Source organism: Nocardia wallacei, assembly GCF_029869545.1.
Classification (GTDB): Bacteria; Actinomycetota; Actinomycetes; order Mycobacteriales; family Mycobacteriaceae; genus Nocardia; species Nocardia wallacei_A.
Map to the genome: position 1 here is coordinate 1 of NZ_JARWQD010000021.1, position 24,411 is coordinate 24,411.

The 24,411-nt window shown below is 67.6% G+C and carries 21 protein-coding genes, 1 tRNA gene and 1 pseudogene; 15 read left to right on the top strand and 8 right to left on the bottom strand.

Going from position 1 to position 24,411, the window contains the following annotated elements:
• Positions 1-200: 200 nt before the first annotated feature.
• Positions 201-719, bottom strand: a complete 519-nt coding sequence (locus QH290_RS00780; protein WP_280381687.1) for a DUF8020 domain-containing protein — start codon at positions 717-719, stop codon at positions 201-203.
• A 269-nt stretch (positions 720-988) separates the two neighbouring features.
• On the opposite strand from QH290_RS00780, the gene QH290_RS00785 reads away from it, so the two are divergent.
• Both QH290_RS00785 and QH290_RS00790 read left to right on the top strand, forming a co-directional pair.
• Complete coding sequence (locus tag QH290_RS00785; protein WP_280266514.1) at positions 989-1,564, top strand: dihydrofolate reductase family protein; 576 nt, start codon at positions 989-991, stop codon at positions 1,562-1,564.
• Positions 1,565-1,630: 66 nt separating this feature from the next.
• Positions 1,631-3,658, top strand: coding sequence for a tetratricopeptide repeat protein (locus QH290_RS00790; protein ID WP_280381688.1), 2,028 nt, complete (start codon positions 1,631-1,633; stop codon positions 3,656-3,658).
• Between the two features lie 68 nt (positions 3,659-3,726).
• Here the strand turns inward: QH290_RS00790 and QH290_RS00795 are convergent, their stop codons facing one another.
• Positions 3,727-4,032 (bottom strand): ArsR/SmtB family transcription factor, encoded by a 306-nt coding sequence (locus tag QH290_RS00795; protein ID WP_280266516.1) that lies wholly within the window; start codon positions 4,030-4,032, stop codon positions 3,727-3,729.
• 86 nt (positions 4,033-4,118) lie between these two features.
• Here QH290_RS00795 and QH290_RS00800 point away from each other — a divergent pair, with 86 nt between their 5' ends.
• Both QH290_RS00800 and QH290_RS00805 read left to right on the top strand, forming a co-directional pair.
• Complete coding sequence (locus tag QH290_RS00800) at positions 4,119-4,889, top strand: SDR family oxidoreductase (RefSeq protein WP_280381689.1); 771 nt, start codon at positions 4,119-4,121, stop codon at positions 4,887-4,889.
• Between the two features lie 91 nt (positions 4,890-4,980).
• On the top strand, positions 4,981-5,592 hold the full coding sequence (locus QH290_RS00805; RefSeq protein ID WP_280381690.1) for an NUDIX hydrolase: 612 nt from the start codon (positions 4,981-4,983) through the stop codon (positions 5,590-5,592).
• 2 nt (positions 5,593-5,594) lie between these two features.
• On the opposite strand, the gene QH290_RS00810 is transcribed toward QH290_RS00805, so the two are convergent.
• Positions 5,595-7,001: a glycosyltransferase family 9 protein gene (locus QH290_RS00810; protein WP_280381691.1), complete on the bottom strand. Its 1,407-nt coding sequence runs from the start codon at positions 6,999-7,001 to the stop codon at positions 5,595-5,597.
• Positions 7,002-7,432: 431 nt separating this feature from the next.
• Positions 7,433-7,505: transfer RNA gene (locus tag QH290_RS00815), tRNA-Ala, on the bottom strand.
• Positions 7,506-7,669: 164 nt separating this feature from the next.
• Between QH290_RS00815 and QH290_RS00820 the strand changes: the two genes are divergently transcribed.
• The gene (locus QH290_RS00820; protein WP_280381695.1) at positions 7,670-9,394 is read left to right on the top strand and encodes an N-acyl-D-amino-acid deacylase family protein; all 1,725 of its coding nucleotides are present in this window, start codon (positions 7,670-7,672) and stop codon (positions 9,392-9,394) included.
• 54 nt (positions 9,395-9,448) lie between these two features.
• Here QH290_RS00820 and QH290_RS00825 read toward each other — a convergent pair whose 3' ends face one another.
• Positions 9,449-9,928 carry a nucleoside deaminase gene (locus QH290_RS00825; protein WP_280266520.1) on the bottom strand — a complete coding sequence of 160 codons (480 nt, stop codon included), beginning with the start codon at positions 9,926-9,928 and terminating at the stop codon, positions 9,449-9,451.
• Between the two features lie 247 nt (positions 9,929-10,175).
• On the opposite strand from QH290_RS00825, the pseudogene QH290_RS00830 reads away from it, so the two are divergent.
• Together QH290_RS00830 and QH290_RS00835 are read left to right on the top strand one after the other, a co-directional pair.
• Positions 10,176-11,543 (top strand): annotated as a pseudogene (locus tag QH290_RS00830) (MFS transporter); the annotation flags it as partial.
• Positions 11,544-11,645: 102 nt separating this feature from the next.
• Entirely contained in the window at positions 11,646-12,605 is a 960-nt protein-coding gene (locus QH290_RS00835) for an MSCRAMM family protein (protein ID WP_280381696.1), read from the top strand.
• A gap of 19 nt (positions 12,606-12,624) precedes the next feature.
• Here the strand turns inward: QH290_RS00835 and QH290_RS00840 are convergent, their stop codons facing one another.
• On the bottom strand, positions 12,625-13,311 hold the full coding sequence (locus QH290_RS00840; RefSeq protein WP_280381698.1) for a uracil-DNA glycosylase: 687 nt from the start codon (positions 13,309-13,311) through the stop codon (positions 12,625-12,627).
• A 375-nt stretch (positions 13,312-13,686) separates the two neighbouring features.
• Between QH290_RS00840 and QH290_RS00845 the strand changes: the two genes are divergently transcribed.
• The 6 genes from QH290_RS00845 (at position 13,687) to QH290_RS00870 (ending at position 20,358) form a co-directional block, all read left to right on the top strand.
• A complete protein-coding gene (locus QH290_RS00845) occupies positions 13,687-14,133 on the top strand; it encodes a GyrI-like domain-containing protein (protein WP_280266521.1) in 447 nt (148 codons plus the stop codon).
• Positions 14,130-14,564 carry an effector binding domain-containing protein gene (locus tag QH290_RS00850; protein WP_280266522.1) on the top strand — a complete coding sequence of 145 codons (435 nt, stop codon included), beginning with the start codon at positions 14,130-14,132 and terminating at the stop codon, positions 14,562-14,564. Before QH290_RS00845 ends, QH290_RS00850 begins: the two co-directional genes overlap by 4 nt.
• A gap of 742 nt (positions 14,565-15,306) precedes the next feature.
• Positions 15,307-17,148 carry a putative bifunctional diguanylate cyclase/phosphodiesterase gene (locus tag QH290_RS00855; RefSeq protein WP_280266523.1) on the top strand — a complete coding sequence of 614 codons (1,842 nt, stop codon included), beginning with the start codon at positions 15,307-15,309 and terminating at the stop codon, positions 17,146-17,148.
• A gap of 60 nt (positions 17,149-17,208) precedes the next feature.
• Entirely contained in the window at positions 17,209-18,177 is a 969-nt protein-coding gene (locus QH290_RS00860) for a GAF domain-containing protein (protein WP_280381692.1), read from the top strand.
• 68 nt (positions 18,178-18,245) lie between these two features.
• Positions 18,246-19,370 carry a glycosyltransferase gene (locus QH290_RS00865; RefSeq protein ID WP_280266525.1) on the top strand — a complete coding sequence of 375 codons (1,125 nt, stop codon included), beginning with the start codon at positions 18,246-18,248 and terminating at the stop codon, positions 19,368-19,370.
• Positions 19,371-19,506: 136 nt separating this feature from the next.
• Positions 19,507-20,358 (top strand): SDR family oxidoreductase, encoded by an 852-nt coding sequence (locus QH290_RS00870; protein ID WP_280266526.1) that lies wholly within the window; start codon positions 19,507-19,509, stop codon positions 20,356-20,358.
• A gap of 27 nt (positions 20,359-20,385) precedes the next feature.
• Here the strand turns inward: QH290_RS00870 and soxR are convergent, their stop codons facing one another.
• On the bottom strand, positions 20,386-20,919 hold the full coding sequence (gene soxR, locus QH290_RS00875; protein WP_280381693.1) for a redox-sensitive transcriptional activator SoxR: 534 nt from the start codon (positions 20,917-20,919) through the stop codon (positions 20,386-20,388).
• A gap of 168 nt (positions 20,920-21,087) precedes the next feature.
• Here soxR and arcA point away from each other — a divergent pair, with 168 nt between their 5' ends.
• Both arcA and QH290_RS00885 read left to right on the top strand, forming a co-directional pair.
• The gene (arcA, locus tag QH290_RS00880) at positions 21,088-22,317 is read left to right on the top strand and encodes an arginine deiminase (protein ID WP_280266528.1); all 1,230 of its coding nucleotides are present in this window, start codon (positions 21,088-21,090) and stop codon (positions 22,315-22,317) included.
• Positions 22,318-22,323: 6 nt separating this feature from the next.
• The gene (locus tag QH290_RS00885) at positions 22,324-22,683 is read left to right on the top strand and encodes a GntR family transcriptional regulator (RefSeq protein ID WP_280266529.1); all 360 of its coding nucleotides are present in this window, start codon (positions 22,324-22,326) and stop codon (positions 22,681-22,683) included.
• Positions 22,684-22,688: 5 nt separating this feature from the next.
• Here the strand turns inward: QH290_RS00885 and QH290_RS00890 are convergent, their stop codons facing one another.
• Positions 22,689-24,272 carry a dolichyl-phosphate-mannose--protein mannosyltransferase gene (locus QH290_RS00890; RefSeq protein WP_280381694.1) on the bottom strand — a complete coding sequence of 528 codons (1,584 nt, stop codon included), beginning with the start codon at positions 24,270-24,272 and terminating at the stop codon, positions 22,689-22,691.
• Positions 24,273-24,411 lie beyond the last annotated feature (139 nt).

Below are 24,411 nucleotides of genomic sequence, written 5' to 3' on the forward strand. Positions count from 1 at the left end.
TTGACTCGGTCGCGCGAGAGAACACTACCGCCGTCCATTCTTGAAGGAACGGAGAATGTCATGTCCGCATTTATTGCCAAACGATCCACCAGTTCAATTACTCCGGCGTTGCTGGCCGCCGCCGGGGAACCGGAGACCCGGCCCACAACCGTCGGCCCCCCCGCAAGCTTTCGGGTGGCGGGCGGCGCTCGACCGGGTGCTTACTTGCCGGTGATCAGGTTGAAGAAGGTCGCGTTGATCTCGGCGCCGTTGGGGCTGCCGATCGCCCCGCCGATCGCGGCGCCGATGATGCAGCCGGGGATGACGAACAGCCACGCGCCGAGCAGGCATCCGATCACGGCACCCACCGCGCCGCCGTTCTGCACACCCCAAACCCACTGGTTGACAAGGAGATTGGCGGTATCGGTGAACGCGACCTGCCGCAGCGTCAGCTCGCGTCCGTCCTCGCTGACGGTGCTCGCGACCGGAACCGCCGCACCGTCCACGGTGAGCGGAATGGATCCGACGCTCTCCCCCTCGGCGCCGCGCACGTCGATGACCTGGGCGACGGGATCGAGCGCGAAGTTGCCCGAGGCCAATGTGAAGGTCGCGGTGTGCGCGTCCTGGTCGACCGTGGCGGAGTGGAGTTGCTGGGTTGCCGGGACGGGCTGAGCGGAAGGCGCATCGGCACCCGCGGTGCTCGCACCGATCGCCACCGCCGCCGCTGTAAGGGCGGCCACGATCGTACTGCGGCGAACCGCGCGTTTCGAGACGGACATGAAGACCTCGCGTTCATCAACAATAAGTTGGATAGATCGCCGCGAAAATACGCCTAATCCGGGCACAACGCCAACCGAGTATCGACGAGCTGCGGTAGGCTTCTGCGCATCAGGACAGCCTTCGTGCGCATCAGAACACCCCTGCGCAGGCATGGCGCGGATACGGTCGGCAGCCGATACGAGGCAGGCCGGATCCGAGAGGCCTGCTCGTCGGTTCGAAAGGGGCAAAGATGGCGCGAGAGTTGGTCTACACGGGGTTCATGTCACTCGACGGCGTGGTGGATTCGCCCGGCGGAGAGTTCGAGGGCCACCGCAGCGGCGGCTGGGTGATGCAGACCGAGTTCGTGCCGGAGGCATATTCGCTCAAGGCGGAGGAGATCGCCGAGACGACGGCTCTGATGTTCGGGCGCCGCAGCTACGACGCGTTCGCGCCGATCTGGCCGGGATCCGAGGACCACGCCCCCTACAAGGACCTCCCGAAATACGTCGTGTCGACGACGCTCGCGGACGACGAACCCATCGACGGCTGGGGACCGATCACGATCCTGCGCTCGATCGACGATGTCGCGGCCGTCAAGCGCGGCGAGGGCGGGGCGATATTCATCCACGGCAGCGCGGAATTGGCCCGGCGCCTGGCGGCCGCGAACCTGATCGACCGATACAACCTGCTCGTATTCCCCGTACTACTGGGCGCGGGGAAAAGCATCTTCGGCCACGAGGACCGAGACAAACAAACCCTGCACCTCCGCGAGTCCGCGACCTACTCCAACGGAGTCGCGAAACTCGTCTACGACGTGGTGCACTGACAGCCGATCGCCATCGCTGAAAGGTCGAACCGAGAAGTGCACCCCGTAGACGTCATCACGATCGCAGTGGCAGCCGGGGCTTCCGGACGACCCGGTACCACCGCCACGGCGGTGACCGCCGCCTACGGTGAATTGCGGAACATGATCGCGCAGCGCTATCCCGGAGTCGATCTGCACGACGTGGTGGCCGCCCCGGATTCGGCCACCGCTCGTGCCGACCTGGCAGCCGCTCTTGCCGCACATCACGCCGACACGGATGCCGAATTGCTCTACACCGCTCAGCAATTCGTCGAGGCCGCGGTCGACAACCCGGCCGCGGATCGCACCACCGTGCTGCTGTACGAGGTGTTGTGGGCCGGTGCCGAACAGCACCAGGGCGCCGACGATCCGGAAACCCTGATGATTCGCCACGAGTTGGCCCAGGCATATCACTCCATCGGTGAAATCGACCGAGCTATCGCACATTTCGTGCCGACGCTGGCCGGCCGCGAACGCGTGCTCGGTACCAGCGACACCCTCACCATCACGACTCGCACCTGCCTGGCGAACTGTTATCGGGAAAGCGGGCGGGTAGACGACGCCATCCCGCTGGACGCCGCCGTGCTCGCCGATCGGGAACGGTATTTCGGTCCCGCCGATGCCAACCCGGTCGGCTACCGGGACTTCCTCGCCGAGGCGTACGAGTCGGCCGGTCGGTACACCCGGGCCCTCGAGTTGCGCGAAACAAATCTGCGGGTGCGCCGCGGCGAACTCGGAGACGACCATCCCGAAACACTGATGACGTACCGGAGAATCGCACGCTCCTACGAATTGGCCGGAAGGTTCGCGGAGGCGGTCACCGTCCATGAGACCGCACTGGCCGAGCACGAACGTGTGTACGGCGCGGCGCACCCGCAAACGATACTGGTCCGCTACAGCCTGGCCCGGTCCTATCGCTCGGCCGGACGACTCGACGAATCGATCGCTTTGCACACCGTCACGATCGAGGAGTACACGCGGGCAGTCGGAGCCGACAATCCTGATCCGCTCGCGATGCGCAAAAGCCTGGCGGGCGTATACGAAGACGCCGATCGGATCGATGACGCCATAGCCACATACGAGCGCGTACTGGTGGACTCCGAGCGCATCTACGGTGTCGACGACGATCTGACGGAAAAGGTCCGTGCCCGCCTAGACCACCTCCGCTCGATGGACCGTGATGCCTCGGACACCGGCGCCGAACTCGACGATCTCACCCAGCAGCTGGGTAACCGGCTCGTCGACTTGGTCGGCGAAAGCGGTTGGCGCCGAATAGATCTGATCGCACGTTCGGCCGGGCGCGTCCACGATCTGTCGCTGACGGTGGTGCCCGACAACGGTCCGGCCGTCCTGCTCGCGCCGCCGACCGAGCTGGCACCGTTGCTCGCGGCCGTCAAGGTCGCGCGCTACCGGCGTGATCCCGAGCGCGGAGCCTGGTTGTCGGCCAGGTTCCTGATCGACGCGTCAGGTTCGTTCTTCCGTTCGTACAACGTCGATTACGAGCCGGACTGGCCGTTCACGGTCGGCGATTCGCACTACATCGAAGAACTCGAGATGTTCCCGAGGGAACTCGAGTACACCCCGGAATGGCTGCGGGATCGGCTGCCGAAATGGCAAGGGCGGTCGAAGAACACCGACACCGACATCACCGAATGCATACCGCTGAATATGCAGCTGGTCGGAATGGTGCTCGACAGCTACCGCGATCATCTGCTGCACCGGTTGCCGAGCGATTGGCAGCAGCTGTTCGTCGAGTTCCGCTCGGTCGGCGAATATGTCGAGATGCGAGCAAACATCCTCACCCTCCTCGGTCAGTCCATCGAGTGGTCCCCGCCGGAATCCGTGACCTTCTTCAGCGAGCTGCGCCGCGACATGTACGTGCCATGGCAGGGCACCTGGACAACGATCAGATTCCACCTCGTGGTGAATGGGAAGTACGCCGCGGAATACGACTGGGACCACGAGCCGGACTGGGACAACCGACCCGACCCCCACTTTTTCCGTCAGGAACTGCAGATGTTCCCGCGAAGCGAAGACCAGGTTCCCGACTGGCTGCGGGATCGACTCGACGGCTGACAAACGGGCCAACCGGCTGTAGGCCGTGGTTGGTCGTTGGTCGCAACGGGTCGTCGCTAGGTCAGCGGTCAGGACGCGGGGTCGGTATTCGCGAGTCGGGCCAGGCTGTCGACAAGGGCGGCGGCTTCTGGCGAGGCGAGTTCGTACCGGATTACGCGGCCATGCCGGTGGTTGGTGACCAATCCCGCGGAACGCAGCACGGCCAGGTGGTTCGACATGTTCGGCTGACTGACCCCCGTGCGCGTGGCCAACTCGCCGACCGATGCGTCCCCTGCGGCGAGTGTCTGCAGCACGGCAAGGCGGACCGAGCAACTCAATGCGCGCCCGATCGCGGAGAGTCGGTCATCGGGTCCGCTGCCACCGTTGTAATCCATCAGTTGCCAATGATACTTTATGTCAACATATCAGCGGACAGTGATGTATCGGTCGACCGGCCTGCATCCACCTCCGAAAGGCAGTCATGGACAAGAACGCAGTGGTCACCGGCGCTAGTAAGGGCATCGGCCTGGCCGTAGCCGCAGCATTGCGCGACGAGGGGTACCGAGTCGTCGCGGGAGCGCGCACGATCAGTACCGAGCTCGAGCAGATCACCCCGTTGGCCATGTCGGTCGATTTGAGCACTCCCGACGGCCCTGGCCACCTCGTGGACGCGGCGATCCGCGAACTCGGTGGCATCGACCTCCTGGTGAACAATGTCGCCGGCACCAACGGCCCGCATGCGGGCGGATTCCTCGCCGTATCCGACGACGACTGGCAGCACGCTCTCAATCTGACCCTGTTCAGCACTATTCGGGTCAGCAGGGCAGCGCTGCCCAGCCTGATCGAGCGCGGCGGACAGATCATCACCATCAACTCGGTCAATGCGCGGCGCCCACCGGCCCACCTTGTGGACATCGCCGCCGCAAAAGCGGCGCAGCTCAACCTCGGCAAGGCTCTCGCCGAGGAATTCGGACCGCGTGGCGTCAGGGTCAACACCATCTCGCCCGGTCCGGTGCGGACCGCTGTGTGGAGCGAACCGGGTAGCACCGGCGACCTGCTCGCCACACGTGCCGGCGTATCCCGCGATGAACTCCTCGCCAGCCTGCCCGCCACCCTGGGAGCGTCCACCGGCCGCATCACCGAACCCGCGGAAGTCGCTGCCCTGGTCGTATTCCTGGCCTCCGGAAAGGTGCCGAACATCCACGGCGCCGACCTCGTCATCGACGGGGCGTTCGTAAGGAGCTATAGATAGTCGTAACTCGATGCGGTCCGACCGCCCTCCAATGCCGCATCGAGTAGGCTTGTCTCGGCTCTTTCCTACTGGATGCACGGAGAATTTCTCTATGAAATTGGACTTCGATTGGAGTGATGACGGGCAGTATCATCAGTACTGTGCCCATTGTTACGCTGAGACCGTCGAGCGAGTCTACGAAGATGGAAAGACCTACTACTTCTGTGGTACGTGCACGATGCGGCATGAGCGTTCTATCGTCATAGACCCCGCTATTAAATCGTGGGTCGCGAGCGACGGCGAGTACTGGCACGAGAGTGTCGGCGTATTCGTCCGCAACTCGGTGGGCAAGTTTCTCTTCTTCGAGCGCACTATCTTCCCATTTTCGCTGACGGTTCCTTCCGGTCATGTCGATGCTGGCGAAGAGCCCGACGTCGCTGCCATTCGTGAATTGGCGGAAGAAGTGGGCATATCCGGCGCAGGAATGACTGCCATCGCAACAGAGGATATCGTCGGCGATTCGTGCCGCCGGGGTGCCGATGTGCATCGATGGCACGCCTATCTCTTGGTTCTCGACAAGCCGTTGCAGATCGATGTCGAAGAGGAAGGTGAGAATCCGATATGGCTATCTCTGGATGAATTGCGTGAAAAAGATCTGACATATCCGGTCGAGTTCATTGTCGATAGATATTCACATGAGCTGCAGCGGTCTGTCGCGCGCTGACGTCAGCTGTCCAGCATGCGAGCAACCTCGGTAGCGACTTCATCGACGCCGATACTCTGCATGCAGAGTCCGGCGATCGGTTGCGAACATCGGTGATAGCACGGACTGCAGCTCAGCTTCGGCCCGATCAGTCCGTCTGTGGGGGAAAGTTCCAACTCACGGTGTGGCATCGGCCCGGCCAATGCCAGGGTGGGTGTGTCTTGCGCTCGAGCAGCGTGCATTCCGAACGTGTCACCGGTCACGACGAGACGGGATCGGTCGAGAACCGCCATGAAATCTCCGACATCGACGGTCGGTAGCACTGCAATATTATCGTGGTCAGGCAGGGCGGAGACCACTCTGTTTCTTACCGCAGCATCCTCTGGGCCACTGAGAATGACAATTCCCTTGTCCGGAAATTGAGTGGCGAGCCTTTCGGAGAGCGCGGCATGTGATTCGGCCGGCCATCGCCGTAGGGTCCCTTTTTCGCTGGTGCCGATATTCAAGCCTATTATGTCGTCGGGGCGGTTCCCGCCAAAGATGTTGCGCAGTACCGACTCTGCTCGTTCGTAGTTCTGTTCGGTCAAGCGAACGTTGTATCGCGGCTCCATATGCCCCAGTCCCACGCTGTCCAAGAGTAGCTTTTGCATAGTCGACTCATTGGCTTTCCGGTAAGCATCGTCGATCTGCAGGCGTTGGAGGTCCTGCGCATGAGGCATGACGCCCTGGAACTTGCCCTGCGGATTCAATGCAAATCCTCCGACATGGCGGGAGTGGGAAACAATTTCTCTTGCCGGATCGCTCAGTTCGAAGTTCAGGAGCGCATCGAGGTCGGGGACGATGTTCTTGTAATCGTTGCGGGTGAGGCGCGTGACATCGACTGCCGTGACGCCTGGAACATAACGCAGGAGGTCGGCTCCACGCCGATGTGTGAACCAAACAACTTCGACTCCCGGATTCACTCTGTGTAATGCACCGGAGATTGCGGTCGTGCGGAGTAGGCTCCCCAACCCTCCCATTTCCACGATGCCGACTCGTCGGGCAGAGTCGAGTATCGACGGATCGTACGGCACAGTCTCCACATCGAGGATCGATTCGCCGGGTTCATACCGATTACAACCGAAGCAGTCGGGCAATCTTTGTTTCTTTTGCTCGGGGCACGGTTTGTACCCTTCCCAATGAACGCAGTCCGATCTGAACGCCTTCCGGTGAGCATCTGCGCCCCGTTCGGGATGTTCGGCGGCAATATCGCTGTCGGTGCGTGCAGCCGGGCCGAACCCGTCGAGCGTGCGTGGGAATTGCTCGTCCGTACGTTCTATCCGCCCGAGGCTGGCGCGTGTCCCGTGCGAGAATTCGCGGTGCAATTCGCTGACTCGTGATGCTCCTCGTTCGGTAAGAGCATCGACGAGGCGTTGGGCGGCCTGCAGCATTCTTGCGGCTGGATCGCCGCCACCCGGTCGGTTCACTGATGATGTCCTGTCGCTGTGAGAGGGCCGTGCGGCAGGTGTTCACGGCGATGGTATTCGCGTTGCCCCGAGCGCAAAGCCGTTGCGCCGTACGATGTTCAGCGCAAACCACGACACGCGCGCGGCCGCAGTCACGAGGATCGTATTCATACGCCGGAGGCTAGGAGCGCGCGCCAACGATTCGCCAAGGATCCGGTTGCACCCCCACAGTGGCTGTCTGGTTCACTGCGGTCGTTCTACCTTGCCCAGGTGGAGCAGGGTTGGAATGCCCACGGTAGGCCGACGAGGTTGCCTAGCCATCCCCAGCGCGTTGATCGCCGCTGGACTGGGTGGAAGCTCACCTGGGAGAAGGAGCCGGTTCCGATGAGGAAACCGGCCCTGACCTGCGAAAGAAGTGGAGCTAAGGGGAATCGAACCCCTGACCTTCTCGATGCGAACGAGACGCGCTACCAACTGCGCCATAGCCCCGTGTGGTTCGTTGCCGAACCACGCTGGAGAACTTTAGCAGGTGGGTGGGGGAGAGGCCGAATCGGCTGGTCATTCGGGGTGTGGGGGTCGGGGGCTGGTCGGGTTGGACGGGTGTTCGATACCGTGTGCAGCAGGTATTCGGGTGGAGCGTGCTGGAGGTCCCGGTGGCCGGATTCGACGTCGTCGTTCGCGGCGGAACGGTTTACGACGGGTCGGGGGCGCCGCCGATCCGGGCCGATGTCGGGATCACCGGCGGGCAGGTGAGTGCCATCGGGATCGATCTGCCCGGCGGGGTCCGCACCATCGAGGCGGACGGCAAGTGGGTGACGCCGGGGTTGATCGATGTGCACACCCACTACGACGCCGAGGTGCTGTTCGCGCCGGGGCTGGGGGAGTCCGCGCGGCACGGGGTCACCTCCGTCGTGTTCGGCAACTGTTCGCTGTCCACCGTCTACTCGGACGCCGAGGACTGCGCGGATATGTTCGCGCGGGTGGAGGCGCTGCCGTGGGACGTGGTGCACTCCGCGGTGAAGGAGCATCGGGAGTGGCGGGATCCGGCAGGCTATGTCGCGGCGCTGGAGTCACAGCCGCTCGGGGTGAATGTGGCCGCGTTCCTGGGACATTCGGATATCCGGGCGGCGGCGATGGGCCTGGCCCGCGCCTCGGACCGCAAGGCGCAGGCGACGCGGGCGGAGCGGCGTCAGATGGTCCGGATGCTCACCGACGCCCTCGATGCGGGCTTCGTGGGGCTGTCCACCATCCGCAGTTCGTTCTCCAAGCTCGAGGGCAGACGCTATCCGGGACGGCAGCTGCCGTCGACCTACGCCTCCTGGTCGGAGTATCGGGAACTCAATGACGTTCTGCGCGAACGTAATCGGATTCATCAGAGCACGCCGAACCTCACCAGCCGGCTCGAGCTGGCGCACTTCTTCCTGCAGAGCGCGCGCCGCGGCGGCAGGCCGCTGAAGACCACACTGATCTCCGCCGCCGACATCAAGGCCGACCGCACCGTGGTGCGCCTGGCCACCGCCGTTGCGGCGCTGGTGAATCGGGCGCTGGGCGCCGAATTCCGCTGGCAGCACCTGCCGGTTCCGTTCGAGGTCTACGCCGACGGTGTCGATCTGGTGGTGTTCGAGGAATTCGGGTCCGGCGTGGCCGCGCTCAATATCCGAGACCTGTTGCGGCGCCACGAATTTCTCGACGATCCGGAGTTCCGCCGCGCGTTCCGCAAGGATATGGCCAAGGAGTTCGGCTCGCGCGTGTGGCATCGCGACCTTCACGATGCCGAGATCGTGGCCTGCCCGGACGGTTCCGTGATCGGCCGCTCCTTCGGCGAGATCGCCGACGAGCGCGGGATCCTGCCGCCCGACGCGCTGCTGGATCTGGTGGTGGAGCACGGCTCGAAGCTGCGCTGGCACACCACCATCGCCAATGATCGCGACGCCGAGCTGAACCGGCTGGCGAGGTCCCCGCACGTGCAGATGGGATTCGCGGATTCCGGTGCGCACCTGCGCAATATGGCCTTCTACAACATGGGTGTCCGGTTCCTCGAACGCGTGCATCGCGACGGATTCCTGCCTGTCGAACGGGCCGTGCACCGGCTCACCGGCGAACTGGCGCGGTGGTACGGCCTGGACACCGGCCGCATCGCCCCGGGCGCCCGCGCCGATCTCGCGGTATTCGACCCGGCCGGATTCGACGGCTCCAGCGCGGCCTATCGCGAGGCGCCGATGCCGGGCGCGCCGGGCGTGCACCGCATGGTCAACCGTAACGACGGTGCGGTGGCGGCGACCATCGTCAATGGGGTGCCGGTCTACGAAAAGGGCGTATTCGCAGACGGTTTCGGCACCACGCTGCGCGCCGGGAGGTTCCTGCGCGCCGTCGGCTGAGCCTCGCGCCGCGCCGGGAAGGTCTTCGCACGCACGCGGCGAGAAGCGGACCGATCAGCGGTGCGACCGCGCGTGCCGCCGGTGGAGTTCGTGCACGCGGTCGGCCAACTCCTCGTCCGGCCCGTCGACGGGGACGTCCGGCGCGATATCGGTGATCGGCAGCGGCCGGACCGGACCGGGCGGCAGGCCGAGGTCGGCGCGCCAGCCGGTCAGCTGGGCGGTCGAGCTGGCGTAGACGATGCGGCCGAGCCCCGCCCAGGCGTGCGCGGCCGAGCACATCGGGCAGTGCTCGCCGGAGGTGTAGACGGTGGCGCGGGGGCGGCGCTCCGCGGGGAGGTTGGTGGCCGCCCAGCGCGCCAGCTCGAATTCGGGGTGCTGGGTGTGGTCGCCGTTGCCGACCTTGTTGACCGCCTCGGCGACGATCCGGCCGCCCTCGACCAGGATCGAGCCGAACGGTTCGTTGCCGCGCGCGAGCGTCTGCTCCGCGAGGTCGACGCAGCGTGCGAGGTAGGCGCGGTCGTCGGCATCGATCATGAGCGCAATCCTACGAATCGTGTGGCGTTGATGCCGACAGGTGGCGCGAGCTGTGCGCGGGTCATTCGCACCGAGGCGGGTCTCCGTGCCCGCCCACGCCGGTGAGAGGTGCGTCACTCGCACCCTCCGGGCCGATGTGCACTATGCACATAGCATGTAGCCTGCACAAGGCAGACGGAGTGGCAATGAGGGAGAGACCGGCGTGCAGAAGACCGAATCCAAGCGTCCGGCCGCGATCCTGGCGGTGATGGCGTTCGCCGGGATCGTCGCGTCGCTGACGCAGACGCTGGTGGTGCCGCTGCTCGGGCAGATGCCGCAGCTGCTGCACACCAGCGCGTCCAACGCCACCTGGGTGGTGACCGCGAGCCTGCTGGCCGGCGCCGTGACCACGCCGGTGGCCGGGCGGCTCGGCGATCTGCTCGGCAAGCGCAAGGTACTGCTGGCCTCGATCGTGCCGCTCGTGGTCGGCTCGGTGATCTGTGCCGTGGCGACATCGCTGTGGCCGATGGTCATCGGGCGAGCGCTGCAGGGGATGTGCGTGGGCCTGATCCCCGTCGGCATCGCCGCGCTGCGCGATCTGCTGCCGCCGGAGCGGCTCGGGTCGGGTATCGCGCTGATCAGCTCGTCGCTGGGAATCGGTGGGGCGCTGGGTCTTCCGCTGGCCGCCGCGGTCATCGAATACAGCAGCTGGCGGGCGCTGTTCTGGGGCGTCGCCGCCCTCGCCGCCGTGGTCGGCGTGCTGATCTTCGCCGTCATCCCCGCCACCCCGGCCAGCGGTGCCGGGGGACGATTCGATGTGCTCGGCGCGGTCGGCCTCGGCACCGGGCTGGTCTGCCTGCTGCTGGCGGTGTCCAAGGGCGCGACGTGGGGGTGGACCAGCGGTCTCACCATCGGCCTGTTCATCGCGGCCGTCGTGGTGCTGCTGCTGTGGGGAGTGGGGGAGCTGCGGCTGCGCGATCCGCTGGTCGATCTGCGGGTGACGGCGCGGCCGCAGGTGCTGCTCACCAATGCCGCATCGATCGTGGTCGGGATGGCCATGTACGCGCAGTCGCTGATCGTGCCGCAGCTGCTGCAGCTGCCGGAGTCGACCGGGTACGGCCTGGGCCAGTCCATGATGGCGATGGGGCTGTGGATGGCGCCCGCGGGCCTGATGATGATGGCGGTGTCCCCGATCGGGGCGAAGCTGTCGGCGCTGAGCGGTCCGAAGATCACGCTGATCGTCGGCTGCGCGATCATCGCCGCGGGCTACGGCTCATCGATGGGGCTGATGGGTACCGCCTGGGGCCTGCTGGTGGTCACGCTGATCATCAATGTCGGCGTCGGATTCGCCTACGGCGCCATGCCCGCCCTGGTGATGGGGGCCGTGCCGCAGTCGGAGACGGCGGCGGCCAACAGCTTCAACACGCTGATGCGCTCGATCGGAACATCGACGGCCGCCGCCGTGGTCGGCGCGGTGCTGGCGCAGTTGAGCACGACGCTCGGCGGCCACTCCATCCCGACCGAGAACGGTTTCCGGGTCGGCCTGCTGATCGGCTGCGGCGTGGCCGCCTTCGGCGCGGTCGTCGCGATCTTCATCCCGGGCCGCCGCGCGGCTCGCCACGCGGCAGCGAGTGTTCGTGCGGAAGCGGAGCTGACAGGAGATGCGCCCCGCCATTCGGCAGACGCCGCCCCGGCCATCCGTGCCGCGCAGACGGACGCCCCGACCCGGCCCCTCGCCATGACAGCGCAGGCCAGTGCGGGGAACGGTGCGGGAGCCGTCCCCGCCGTGCCGGACGAGGCCGCAAACCCGTTCCAGCGCAATGGAATCGCGGCGGGGCGGAACGGCGTGGTGCGTGAGGGCGATGTGGATGCGCCTGCTGCCAGCGGGCCCGTGCTGTTCGGGCGCGTGCACGACACGCGTGGCCTCGCGGTATCGGCCGCGACGCTGACCCTGATCTCGACCTCCGGGCAGCAACTGGGCAGGGCGTTGTCGAGGTCCGACGGGTATTACGAGCTGACCGCACCGGCGGCCGGGTCCTATGTCCTCATCGCCTCCGCCGAGGGCCGCCGTCCCGATGCGTCGACCGTGTCGCTCGGGGAACGGCCCGTGCCCTGCGATGTCACACTGGCCGCGATGGCGGGACTGGCCGGGACGGTCACGCGCGCCGGGGATCAGGCACCGGTGCCGACCGCGCAGGTGTCGGCGCTCGATCTGCGCGGCGAGGTGCTGGCCTCCGCGGAGACCGATCTCGACGGCCGGTTCGGCCTGGACGAACTGCCGGAGGGGGAGTTCACGGTCGCGGTCAGCGCGCTCGGCTTCCATCCCACCGCCGTCCCGGTGCGGGTGTCCGGCAGCGGCATCACCGCGCTGGAGGTGACGCTGCGGCCGGGTGTGCGGCTGCGCGGCGTGGTGCGGGTGGCCGACGGCACTCCGGTGATGGATGCCCATGTGACACTGGCGGATTCGCTGGGAAATGTGGTCGACACGCTCACCACCGGGCCGGACGGCACCTACAGCTTCGGCAATCTCGACGAGGGCAGCTACACGGTGGTCGCCAGCGGGTACGCGCCGGTCACCACGCGGGTGAGCGTTCGCGGCGGCGATGTCGGCTCCGTCGATATGGAGTTGAGCCACGACTCGTCGGCGCTGCCCGCGGTGAGCGTCGCCGACCGCAACGGCTTCCCGGAGGACCGATGACCACGGCGCCGCCGCGGCCCTACAGCCCGGCGGCCGACTTCGCCCGGGACAGCACGTCCTCGATCATGGCGGGGGTCAGCCTGCCGGTGAAGGTGTTCTGCTGGCTCGGGTGATAGCAGCCGAACAGTTCCAGCGGCTCGCGGTCGGCGCGGGCCGGGGCGATCGAATACCGCACGCCGTGACCGAATTTCGGGCGCGGGCGCGGCACCTGCCATCCCGCCTCGGTCAGCGCGGGCATGAGCGCCTGCCAGCCCCACCCGCCGAGCACCACCAGCGCGCGCACGGTGGGCGCGAGCAGCCCGAGCTCGGTGGTCAGCCAGTGCCTGCACCGATCGCGTTCGTCCGGGGCGGGCTTGTTGTCCGGCGGCGCGCAGTGCACGGGTGCGGTGACCCGCGCGCCCAGCAGCTCGAATCCGTCGCCGCGATGGGTGGCGGTGGGCTGAGTGGCCATGCCCGCCGCGTACATCGCGGCATAGAGCACGTCACCGCTGCGGTCCCCGGTGAACATCCGCCCGGTCCGGTTCCCGCCGTGCGCGGCCGGAGCCAGCCCGACCACCAGCAGCCGGGCGTCGGCGGGACCGTACCCCGTCACGGGCCGACCCCAATACGTCTCGTCGCGGAAGGACGCGCGCTTCTCCCGCGCCACTCGTTCCCGCCAGGCCACCAGGCGGGGGCAGGCGCGGCAGTCGGCGAGCGCCGCGTCCATCTCGGCCAGCGTCCGATACACCACCCGCACCCTCCAGATCGACGCCGCATGGATAACTACAAGTTTGCACGGCCATCACCGCCCGCCGGACCGTGTCGGCCACACGGCCCGGCCGCGCGCATGTCCCCGGTCGCCAGGAGTGTCACACGGGCCCGGCCGCGCGCATGTCCCCGGTTGCTAGGAGTGTCACGCGGGCCCGGCTGCGCGCATGTCCCCGGTTGCCAGCAGTGTCACACGGGCCATGCCGGGGCGTGGGGTCGTGTCGCCGATCTCTCACGGAACGGGTTGATAGCATGACCTTCCTGGCCGGACGGTATGCGCGGCAGCCCTCGCGTTGCGCGCAGCCCACGCGATCACCTCGAGAGAGTTTCTTCCATGCAGTTTGAGATCGTCGAGCGGGACGAGACGTGGGTCGCCGGGCTCCCGGTGCGAAGTCCCAAACGCGCGCTCGGGGAACTGCGTGACCATGACCTGGAGGCGGCCTGGGCCACGGTCCTGCACCAGGATCTGGGCGGCCCGCTGGCGTCGGCCTATACCGATTATTCGCCCGAGCTGAACACCTTCAACACCCAGATCGTCGGCTACGAGTGCAAGTCGTTCGACGAGGTCACCCGCGGGCACATCGTCGCGCGGCTGCCGCGCGGTCCGTATGCGCGCTTCTCCTCGGTCGGCAACTTCCCCCAGATCATGACCGACCTGTGGACCCAGATCGCCTACGCCGAGGAACACAAGCAGATCAAGCGGACCTACACGGGGGATTTCGAGTGCTACCCGCACGCCTACAAGATCGATCTGTATCTCGCGGTCGAGGCGCAATCATGAGTTATTCGATCGTGGTGCGGGAGGCGGCGGTCTACGGCGGGCTGGTGGTGCCGCGGGTGCGCCCGAGTTTCAAGGTCAGCAACAGCGAGCTGATCGAGTTCCTGCGCGATCGGCTGCGCGACCGCGACGGCGACGATCACCCGCTGTACACCGTGTACGTGCCCGACCCGTCCGGCAATTACAACGTGCTGGTCAGCTACGACTATCCGGCAGTGGACGCGGTGCCGGTCGGCGATGTGCTGATCCGGGTGCCCAAGGGCGTGTACGCCCGATTCGAGCCCAATGGCGATTACCACGATCCGGTCGAGGACGTCTGGGCGCAGGTCGACGACGCGACGGCCTCGGCGGAGATCACCCGGGCCTACCGTGAGGAGATCGAGATCTGGCGCGGATCGGCCGAGGTGGAGCTGCTCATCTCCATCCTCGTATAGGTAGCTACCGGGTAGCTTCTCTAGTACCAACCGGTCTTTCGGTTCCATTCAGTTAGCGACCCCTGCCCTCTGACCTGGGCGGATTTCGAACCTCCCGCTCGGGTTTCGGAAGATTTGCCAGACGTCTGGTCAATTCCGGTCGGATGACGGATACTGCCTAGGCGGCCACACCCCGGGTACCGGACACGGTTCGGTCGGTGCGGGGAGGGCCCGATGGTCGCGCGGCACCGCGCAGCAAACGGAGTAGGAACTGTATGACTGTCCAAGCGAGCGTGGTCGGCCCGACGGCAGCCGGGGGTACGAGTGCGCGCGAGAGTCTTCGGAGTGCGCCGATTCGGTGGGATACTCGGACTTACGAGGCAAATGCTGCGAAGTTGCGAGATCCACAGTTACGTGCCGAGTCGAATGCGCCCGGGACGCAGGCTCGTCGCTGGTCCGCGGTGTTCGCCGACGCGCGGAGAGCAAGGACGCTGCGCCCGTATGGAAATTGAGATCGACTACTTGCGGCGTCCCAGCGAACTTGCCGCGATTTCACCGGAATCCGCCTATACACTAGCGTCACTTCAGGGCGGATTCGTCGACCTGCTGGGGGTGCCTGTACGAGAGAGTAAGGCGTTGGTACTTCGTCCGAGTCACGTGCCGGGTGCACCCGTCGGCGACGGATGGCCGCAGGCCCATGGCGCGGACGCCCGCGGATAGCACGATCGGAGACAAGGTGCCTCGGCGAACACTCGACTCACTGGTGACGCAGGTTGCCGCGGAGTTGATGGGTGTCGACGCCACGACGATGGTGGCGGCGACCGAACGCGTGCTGGCCAAGCTGGTCGAATACTTCGACGTCGACTTCAGTTTCGTCCGCCATACCGACCGCGAGCGACGTGCGACGGTCCTGGTGGCCGAATGGCCACGGCGCCCGTCCATTCCCGATCCGGACCCGCTCGAGGTCGTCTACTTCGATCAGGCCGACTCCGTCTTTCGCGCGATGGAGTACGCGACCGAGCCGATGATCGTCCGCCCCACACCGGAATTCGCCGACTACCAGGAGACGATCCGGCGCTCGTCGGGGATTTCCGGGGTCACCTCGGCGACCGTGCCGCTGATGTCGCGCGGCGAGCCGACGGGCCTGCTCGGCTTCATGAAGCTGAGCGATCGGGAATGGAGCACGCGGGAAATCAACGTGCTCAAGGCGATCGCGGCGTTACTGGGGCAGCTGCAGGCCCGCGTGGTCGCCGAGGAGCGGCTGCGCTACATCGCCCTGCACGACGATCTCACGGGCCTGGCGAATCGGCGGGCGCTGCTCGAACACATGGAGGAGCGGCTGCGGCCGGGCAGTCCGGGACCGGTGGCCGCGTTCTTCCTCGATCTCGATCGTTTGAAGGCGCTCAACGATTTTCTCGGTCATACCGCCGGGGACAATTTCATTCGGACACTTTCGCTTCGGCTGCAGGAGCATCTGGACCCGAACGATATGATCGCCCGCCTCGGCGGTGACGAGTTCGTGATCGTTCCGGCAAAGCCGATGGATGCGGTGGCCGCGGAATTGGAAGCGACCCGGATTCACCAATTGATCATCAGGCGGGTGTCGGTCGGCGGTGAATCCGTCAGCCGCGGCGCGAGTGTCGGTGTGGCATTGGGGATTCCGGGGGAGACGACGGTCGCCGATGTGTTGCGGAGAGCCGATCACGCACTGCTGTCGGCGAAATCCGGCGGTGGCGACGGCGTTGCCGTGTTCACCGACGCCATGCGCGCGCAATTCGAATTGCAGGACGATGTCGAGCTGAACCTGCGCGGCGCGGTATCCGATGGATCGCTGCTGCTGCACTATCAGCCGGAGGTCGACCTGCGCACGGGCCGCATCGTCGCCCTGGAGGCGCTGGTGCGCTGGCAGCATCCGACGCGCGGACTGCTGCCGCCGGGCGCGTTCGTCGGGGTGGCCGAGGCGACGAATCTGGCCGGTGAACTCGGCCGCTGGGTGATCCGCTCGGCCTGCTCCCAGTTCGCCGAGTGGCGGCGGCGCGGGCTGGCCTCGAATGTGGTGATCCGGATCAACGTCTCGCCGGTGCAGCTGGTCAGCCTGGACTTCGTCGAGCGCGTCGAGGATGAGCTGCGCCGCTTCGGAATCGACGGCAGCTCGGTGTGCCTGGAGATCACCGAGCACGTCGTGGTGCAGGATCTCGCGCGCACGCAGGTCACGCTGCGCGGGCTCAAGCGGATGGGCGTGCAGATCGCCATCGACGATTTCGGCACGGGTTACAGTTCGCTGTCGCACCTGAAGGCGCTGCCGGTGGACGCGGTCAAGATCGATCGCGGATTCGTGCAGCGGCTGGGGGTCAGTACCGACGATCTCGCCATCGTGAAATCCATTGTCGGCCTGGCCGGTTCGTTCGGGCTGGGCGTCGTGGGGGAGGGCGTGGAGACCGCGGTCGCGGCCCGCACGCTGGTCGGCCTCGGCTGCTACCGGGCCCAGGGATTCCTGATCGCCCGCCCGATGCCCGCCGAAGAGGTCGAGACCCACCTGACCATGGGCCGAATTCCCCTCGACCTCGAGCTACCCCGGGTCTCCCGCGGCGCCAACCGAATCTGAACGCGGCTCCCCGCCGGGGCTGCCGACGGGGGCCGCCGATGCTCTGCGATGCTGTCCGCCATGACCGGCAACGACTGGCTTCTGGTGGAGACGCTCGGTCCGGGCCTGCCGCCGACCGTCGTCGCCGATGGCGGGCGGGCCCGGGAGTGGACGAGCGTGGCCCGGTCGCGGCGTGCGCTCGGCCCGCAGGCGGCCGAACTGCTGACCACGCTGGTCGATCGCGTCGTCGGGGACGGGGCGGAGGTGCGGATGGAGGCCGCCGGACTGTGCGGTATCGCCGTCCCGGTCCGCTGTGCGTTCGGCGCCGTGCACGGCATGCAGCTGTGGGTCGGTGCGTCCGGGACCCGGCCGCCGCCGCGTCCGGCCGTGGCGGCCTGGGACTGGGTGTCGGAAACCGAACTGGCACACCACGGCCCGGGCCTGGAGGAGCTGGTCTTCGGCAGGGCGCCGCAGGATGTGCGGGCGGTGCGGACGCCCCCGGAGGTGTTCGGGCGGATGGTGCGTTTCGACGGGCGGATGGAGTACATGGCGATCGTCGCGGGGACCGATCCCGCGGGACTCTGGCAGGGTGAGGCGGATTTTCGCGGCGACGACGGGCGGGTGCGGGTCATCCGCATGGTGGTGCGCGTGCACCGCGGCGAGCGGCATGTGACGCGGGCAATGGTCTACGAGGTCGCCGAGACCAGCTCGCAGCCCGCCGCCGACCTGGCGATGACTCGGGCCGTCGCGCGGGCCGCCGGGGTGGGCGTCGGGTTCGTGGAGCTGGTGATGGGACTGGTCTACGAGTGGACCAATGAGCCACCGCCGCCGCTACAGCGCTGGCTGACCGAGCGTCCGGAGCTGCACCCCGACGACGTGGCGGCCTATCGTGCGGCGTGTCGCGATGTGTCGTCGGGTGCGGGGATCCGCGAGCTGGTCTACCGGGTGCGCTTCTCCGGCACCGAGTGGATCGCGGTGCGGGCGGAGCTGTCGCGGCTGGGCGAGGAGCCCGCGGCCGGGCTGATCCGCATCGCGCCCGCGGCCGATTAGCCGATCCTTCGGTCCCCGTTCACGTTCCGTTGGCCGTCCGGGCGTGGTGTCTGGGGAATATCGGCGATGTGCGCATCGTCCAGCTGGCGAATTTCTACGGTCCGCGCTCCGGCGGGCTGCGCACGGCCCTGCATCATCTCGGCGCGGGATACGTGCAGGCCGGGCACGAGGTGGTGCTGGTCGTGCCGGGCTCGCGGTGGACCGAGGACACGCTCGATACGGGCGTCCAGCGGATCACCGTGCCCGCCTTGGCGATTCCGTGGACCGGCGGGTATCGGGCCGCCGATCCGCGGCGGGTGGCCGACGTGCTGACCGCGCTGCGGCCGGATGTGCTCGAGGTGTCGGATCGGTTGACGCTGCGCGGATTCGGGCGCTGGGCGCGACAGCGCGATATCGCCGGGGTGATGATCTCGCACGAGCGGCTGGACCGGCTGCTCGGACAGGTGCTGCCCGGCCCGCTGGCCCGGCGCGCGGCCGATGCGGCCAACCGGCACACCGCCGCCGACTACGACATCGTGGTCTGCACAACGGAATTCGCGCGGGCGGAGTTCGGGCGGATCGCCGCGCCGAATGTGGCGCTGGTGCCGCTGGGGGTGGATCTCGAGATGTTCAGCCCTCGCCGCCATGACGGTGCGCTGCGGCGGCGGCTCGGCGCGCGGCACCTGCTGGTGCACTGCGGGCGGCTGTCGGTGGAGAAGCGGGTGGACCGCAGCATCGAGGCCGTCGACGCGCTGCGCCGCGACGGTGTGGACGCGCGGCTGGTGGTGGCCGGGGACGGCCCGCGGCGCGAATCGCTGCAGCGGCGGGCGCGCGGGCTGGCGCCGCTGCCCGACGGGCGCCCGGCCGTGCACTTCGCCGGATTCATCGCCGACCGCGACCGGCTCGCGACGCTGCTGGCCAGCGCGGATGTCTCGCTGGCCCCGGGCCCGCACGAGACGTTCGGGCTGGCGGCGCTGGAGGCGCTGGCGGCGGGCACGCCGGTGGTGGCCAGCCGCTCCTCGGCGCTGGCCGACATCGTCACCGCCGAGTGCGGCGCGGTGGCCGACGACCACCCCTCCGCCTTCGCACACGCGGTCACCGACGTCCTCGCCCTGTCCCCGATCGACCGCCGCCGCGCCGCCCGCACCCGAGCCGAACAATTCACCTGGCCCGCCGCGGTCGCGGGGATGCTGGAAGTCCTCGGCGCGTCGTGACCCGGCGGGGACCACCGCTGGCGAACCCCGATCGGCCACAGCCCGTATGCTCTCGGCAGCACTGAAAACATCAGGCGCCGATGTCCAGGGGATCCGAGGTCGTGCGGCGCCGCCCACAGAGCATTCGAGGAACGGCGTGCGCGATCGCTTGAAGTCCGTGAGCGGCAAGAAGACCCTCGTCACCGGCGCGGCCAGTGGCATCGGGCGGGCGACCGCCCTCGCCGCCGCCCGGTCCGGCGCCGAGCTGGTGCTGACCGATATCGATGCCGACGGGCTGGCCGAAACCGTCGAGATCATCGGCCGCGAGGGCGGGAAGGTGCTGCTGTCGCGGGCCCTCGACATCAGCGATTACGACGCGGTCACCGCCTTCGCCGGGGACGTGCACGCCGCGCACGGCAGCCTCGACGTGGTGATGAACATCGCGGGCGTCTCGGCCTGGGGCACGGTGGAGAACCTCGAGCACCGGCACTGGCGTTCGATGGTCGACGTGAACCTGATGGGCCCGATCCATGTGATCGAGAGCTTCCTGCCGCCGATGGTGCGGTCCGGGCGCGGCGGCGCGCTGGTCAACGTGTCCTCGGCCGCCGGGCTCCTGGCGTTCCCGTGGCATGCGGCCTACAGTGCCAGCAAGTTCGGGCTGCGCGGGCTGTCGGAGGTGCTGCGGTTCGACCTGGCGCGGCACGGGATCACCGTGCACCTGGTGGTGCCCGGCGCGGTCGACACCCATCTGGTGGAGACCGTCGAGATCGCCGGGGTGGACCGGGAGGATCCGCGAGTCCAGCGCTATGTCAAGCGTTTCCAGCGCCACGCGGCCTCGCCCGAGCAGGTGGCGGGGCAGATTCTGCGCGGCATCGAGAAGGGGCGGTTCATGGTGTACACGTCCTTCGATGTGCGGTTCGGGTACTGGTGGGCACGAAAGTTCGCGCTGCCGTACGAGATCGCGATGCGCAGGGCGAACGATTTGTTCAACAGCTTCCTGCGGAACTGAGGGGGCCGCTCGGCCCGCGGAGTGGATTCAGCATTCTGTCGCGCCGACTTCCGCTGTCTCCGTGGGCTTTTGGCAGCCGGGGGCGTCGGGCGTCGCCTCGCAGTTGAGGTTGACGTCCAGCACGCGGGCGCCGGGGCCCTCGTCGCCGAGCTTGTCGTGGAAGTTGACGATGCGGCAGCTGGCCAGGGACAGGCAGCCGCAGCCGATGCAGCCGGTGAGGCTGTCGCGCAGGCGGGTCAGCTGTTCGATGCGCTGATCGAGGTCCACCTGCCAGATGGTCGACAGCCGCTCCCAGTCCTTGCGGTTGGGGGTGCGGCCCTCGGGCAGGGTGCCCAGGGCCTTGCGGATCTCGCTGAGCGGTATGCCGACACGCTGCGAGATCCGGATGAATGCCACCCGGCGTAGCGTCTCGCGCGAATATCGGCGCTGGTTGCCGCTGGTGCGGCGGCTGCTGATCAGGCCCTCGCGCTCGTAGAAGTGCAGCGCCGACACGGCGACCCCGCTGCGCTCGGACAGTTGTCCCGGGGTGAGTTCCTTGGTGTTCCAGGTCGTGTGCTGCATACCTAAACAATACTTGAGGTAAACCGACGACCGGGGAGCTTTCGGGGACAACGCGCGCCCACACCCCATCATTCCCTGCACGCGGCCGCGTCCGTGCGGGTGGGTCCCTCCCCAGGCACGGCCAGCGAATTCCGTGCCAATGCGGCGGCGGATGACTACGGTCGGGTTATGGAAACAGAGGCTGTGCCGACGGCGCGACCGTTTTCCGTGACCAGCGAGGTCGGCACGCTACGCACGGTCCTGCTGCACCGCCCCGGCGACGAGCTGCGCCGCCTCACCCCGCGCAACAACGATCAGCTGCTGTTCGACGCGATCCCCTGGGTGGAGCGCGCCCAGCAGGAACACGACATCTTCGCCGAGGTGCTGGCCCGGCGCGGCGTCGAGGTGCTGCTGCTGCAGGACCTCCTGACCGAGACCCTGGCGCGCAGCGGCCCCGGCCGCAGCATGGGCATCACCGCCGCCGTGGACGCGCGCCGCATCGGCTACGCCCTCGCCGAGGAGCTGAAGTCCTACCTGTTCGGCATCTCCCGCGCCGAGGACCTCGCCGCCATCCTGATGGCGGGCATGACCTTCGACGAGCTGCCGTTCGATCCCGGCACCTCGCTAGTGCGGCGCATGCACCACGGCACCGATTTCGTCATCGACCCGCTGCCGAATCTGCTGTTCACCCGCGACTCCTCGTTCTGGGTCGGGCCGAAGGTGGCGATCACCTCGCTGGCGCTGCCCGCCCGGGCGCGCGAGACCTCGCTCACCGACCTCATCTACGCCTTCCACCCGCGCTTTCTCGGCGTGCGGCGGGCCTACGAATCGCACACCGCGCCGATGGAGGGCGGCGATGTGCTGCTGCTGGCGCCGGGCGTGGTGGCGATCGGGGTGGGCGAGCGCACCACGCCCGCCGGTGCGGAAGCGTTGGCGCGCAGCCTGTTCGAGGACAATCTCGCGCACACCGTGCTGGTGGTGCCGATAGCGCAGAACCGCGCGACCATGCACCTGGACACCGTGTGCACGATGGTCGACATCGATGCGGTCGTGATGTACCCGGCCGTGCAGGATTCGCTGTGCGCCTTCACCATCGGCAAGCGCGACGACGGCACGGTGCACATGCGCGGCCCGGAGCCGTTCCTCCCGGCGGCGGCCGAGGCGATGGGCATCGACAAGCTGCGCGTCATCGACACCGGCCTGGACGGCGTCACGGCGGAACGGGAGCAGTGGGACGACGGGAACAACACGCTGGCGCTGGCCCCGGGGGTGGTCGTCGCCTACGAGCGCAACGAGAACACGAACGCGCGGCTGGCGGACGCGGGCATCGAGGTGCTGACCATCCCCGGATCCGAACTCGGTTCCGGGCGAGGTGGTCCGCGCTGCCTGTCCTGCCCGCTGTCGCGGGACGAAGTGTGAGGTCCGATGCTGGATATCCCGGTCGACCACCATTCGACGGTCCCCCCGTACGAGCAGTTGCGGCAGGGCATCATCGCCCGCGTGCGGTCCGGTGAGCTGACGGCCGGGACCAAGATCCCCACCGTGCGCGCCCTCGCCGCTCATCTGGGACTCGCGCCCAATACGGTCGCGCGGGCCTACCGCGAGCTCGAACAGGACGGTGTGCTCGAAACCCGCGGGCGGCTCGGCTCGTTCATCGCCTCCTCCGGCGATCCGACGCGGGACCTCGCCGGGCGGGCCGCCACCGAGTACGTCGCCGTCATCCGGCGGCTGGGCCTCGACGACGAATCGGCGATCCATTACGTGCGTGCGGCACTGAGCGAGTAGAGGTCCTACCTCCAGCTGGGCAGCCAGAGATGGTCGTGCCAGTTGCCGACGGTGATCGGCAGTGCGGTCATGATCGGCCACAGCCAGATGAAATTGGCGACGACCAGGCCGACGTACAGGCACACCAGCAGCAGGTTCAGCCGCTGCCGTTCGCTCCACAGCAGGAACCGCTGCCCGGTACCGCGGGCGAACGGCGCGGGGCCGAGAATATCGCCCATCACCAGGGCCACGGCCATGACCAGGAACGGCGCCATCGGGACCGCGTAGAAGAAGTACATCTGCCGGTCCAGGGTCGCGAACCACGGCAGCAGCCCGGCGGCGTAGCCGACCAGGACGGCGGCGTAACGCCAGTCGCGCCGGGTCGCGGTGCGCCAGATGGCCCAGCCCAGCACCGGCAGCGAGACCCACCACAGCGCCGGGGTGCCGATCAGCATGACCGCCTTCACGCACACCGACTGGCCGCACCCGGTGACGCCGCTGTCGGCGTAGTAGTACAGCATCGGCCGCAGGCCCATCGGCCACGACCACGGCTTGGACTCCCACGGATGGTGGTTACCGGCCGAATTGGTCAGGCTCTCATGGAATTTCAGCGATTCCCCCTGGTAGTGCCAGAGCGAACGCAGCGCGTCGGGCAGCCAGGACCAGGTGCCGCCGGTGCCGATCGCGTTGCCGACCGAATAGCGGTCGTAGCCGTCCTCGCTGGCAAACCAGCCCCAGTAGGTGGCCAGGTAGACCAGCAGGGGAAGGGCGACGAGGGCGTAGAGCGCGGGGCCGATATCGCGCACCGCGGTACCCACCCAGGGGCGCGACACCCCGTAGGCACGGCGCGCGGCGACATCGAAACATACCGACATCAGGCCGAAGGCGGCGATGAAATACAGCCCGGACCATTTGGTTCCGCAGGACAGGCCGAGCAGCAGTCCCGCACCGAAGCGCCACCAGCGCACGCCTAGTCGCGGGCCGAATCGGCTCAGCGCGATGCGGCCCTCGGCGTCGGCGCGGGCCAGCCGTTCCCGCACGACATCCCGGTCGACGATCAGGCAGCCGAAGGCGGCGGTCACGAACAGCGCCTGGAAGATGTCGAGCATGCCGATGCGCGAGGACACGAACGTCACCCCGTCGGCGATCAGCAGGATTCCGGCGAGGGCGCCGAGCATGGTGGAGCGGGTCAACCGGCGCGTGATGCGGATGACCAGCAGGATCAGCAGCGATCCGAAGACCGCCGCCGAGAATCGCCAGCCCCAGCTGGTGTAGCCGAACAGCACCTCGCCCAGCGCGATCATCTGCTTGCCGACCGGCGGGTGCACGACCAGCCCGTACGCGGGATTGTCCTCGACCCCGCCGCCGGTGACCATCTGCCAGGCCTGGGGCGCGTAGTGCTTCTCGTCGAAGACCGGGGTCCCGGCATCGGTCGGATAGTTCAGATTCAGGAACCTGGTGACCGCGGCGATCGCGGTGAGAACCAGCGTGACCACCCATCCCCGCGCCCAGTCGGTGGGGCCGAAATCGGGAGAGGGGCGCAGCGGCGCCGGACTCGACAAGGCCGGGCCCGCGCCGATCGCCGGTCGTGCGTCGGTCAGCTGGGTCACGCGCTCGATCGTATGTGGTGGACCCGTCCGTCCCCGCGCCCGGCCGTTCTACGTTCCCCCACCCCATGTTAGGTACCCCCCCCCATAAAAGACCCATGTAGCGGGGGGGGGAGGCCAGAAGGGGGGGGGGATTGGGGGG

What these genes read in the sequence shown, in the direction of transcription:
- QH290_RS00835 (WP_280381696.1), top strand. Translation starts at nt 11,646, where the DNA reads ATGACAGCGCAGGCCAGTGCGGGGAACGGTGCGGGAGCCGTCCCCGCC.
- QH290_RS00850 (WP_280266522.1), top strand. Translation starts at nt 14,130, where the DNA reads ATGAGTTATTCGATCGTGGTGCGGGAGGCGGCGGTCTACGGCGGGCTG.
- soxR (WP_280381693.1), bottom strand. Translation starts at nt 20,919, where the DNA reads ATGCAGCACACGACCTGGAACACCAAGGAACTCACCCCGGGACAACTG.
- QH290_RS00825 (WP_280266520.1), bottom strand. Translation starts at nt 9,928, where the DNA reads ATGATCGATGCCGACGACCGCGCCTACCTCGCACGCTGCGTCGACCTC.
- QH290_RS00845 (WP_280266521.1), top strand. Translation starts at nt 13,687, where the DNA reads ATGCAGTTTGAGATCGTCGAGCGGGACGAGACGTGGGTCGCCGGGCTC.
- QH290_RS00785 (WP_280266514.1), top strand. Translation starts at nt 989, where the DNA reads ATGGCGCGAGAGTTGGTCTACACGGGGTTCATGTCACTCGACGGCGTG.
- QH290_RS00800 (WP_280381689.1), top strand. Translation starts at nt 4,119, where the DNA reads ATGGACAAGAACGCAGTGGTCACCGGCGCTAGTAAGGGCATCGGCCTG.
- QH290_RS00885 (WP_280266529.1), top strand. Translation starts at nt 22,324, where the DNA reads ATGCTGGATATCCCGGTCGACCACCATTCGACGGTCCCCCCGTACGAG.
- arcA (WP_280266528.1), top strand. Translation starts at nt 21,088, where the DNA reads ATGGAAACAGAGGCTGTGCCGACGGCGCGACCGTTTTCCGTGACCAGC.
- QH290_RS00860 (WP_280381692.1), top strand. Translation starts at nt 17,209, where the DNA reads ATGACCGGCAACGACTGGCTTCTGGTGGAGACGCTCGGTCCGGGCCTG.
- QH290_RS00795 (WP_280266516.1), bottom strand. Translation starts at nt 4,032, where the DNA reads ATGGATTACAACGGTGGCAGCGGACCCGATGACCGACTCTCCGCGATC.
- QH290_RS00810 (WP_280381691.1), bottom strand. Translation starts at nt 7,001, where the DNA reads ATGCTGCAGGCCGCCCAACGCCTCGTCGATGCTCTTACCGAACGAGGA.
- QH290_RS00805 (WP_280381690.1), top strand. Translation starts at nt 4,981, where the DNA reads ATGAAATTGGACTTCGATTGGAGTGATGACGGGCAGTATCATCAGTAC.
- QH290_RS00840 (WP_280381698.1), bottom strand. Translation starts at nt 13,311, where the DNA reads ATGGACGCGGCGCTCGCCGACTGCCGCGCCTGCCCCCGCCTGGTGGCC.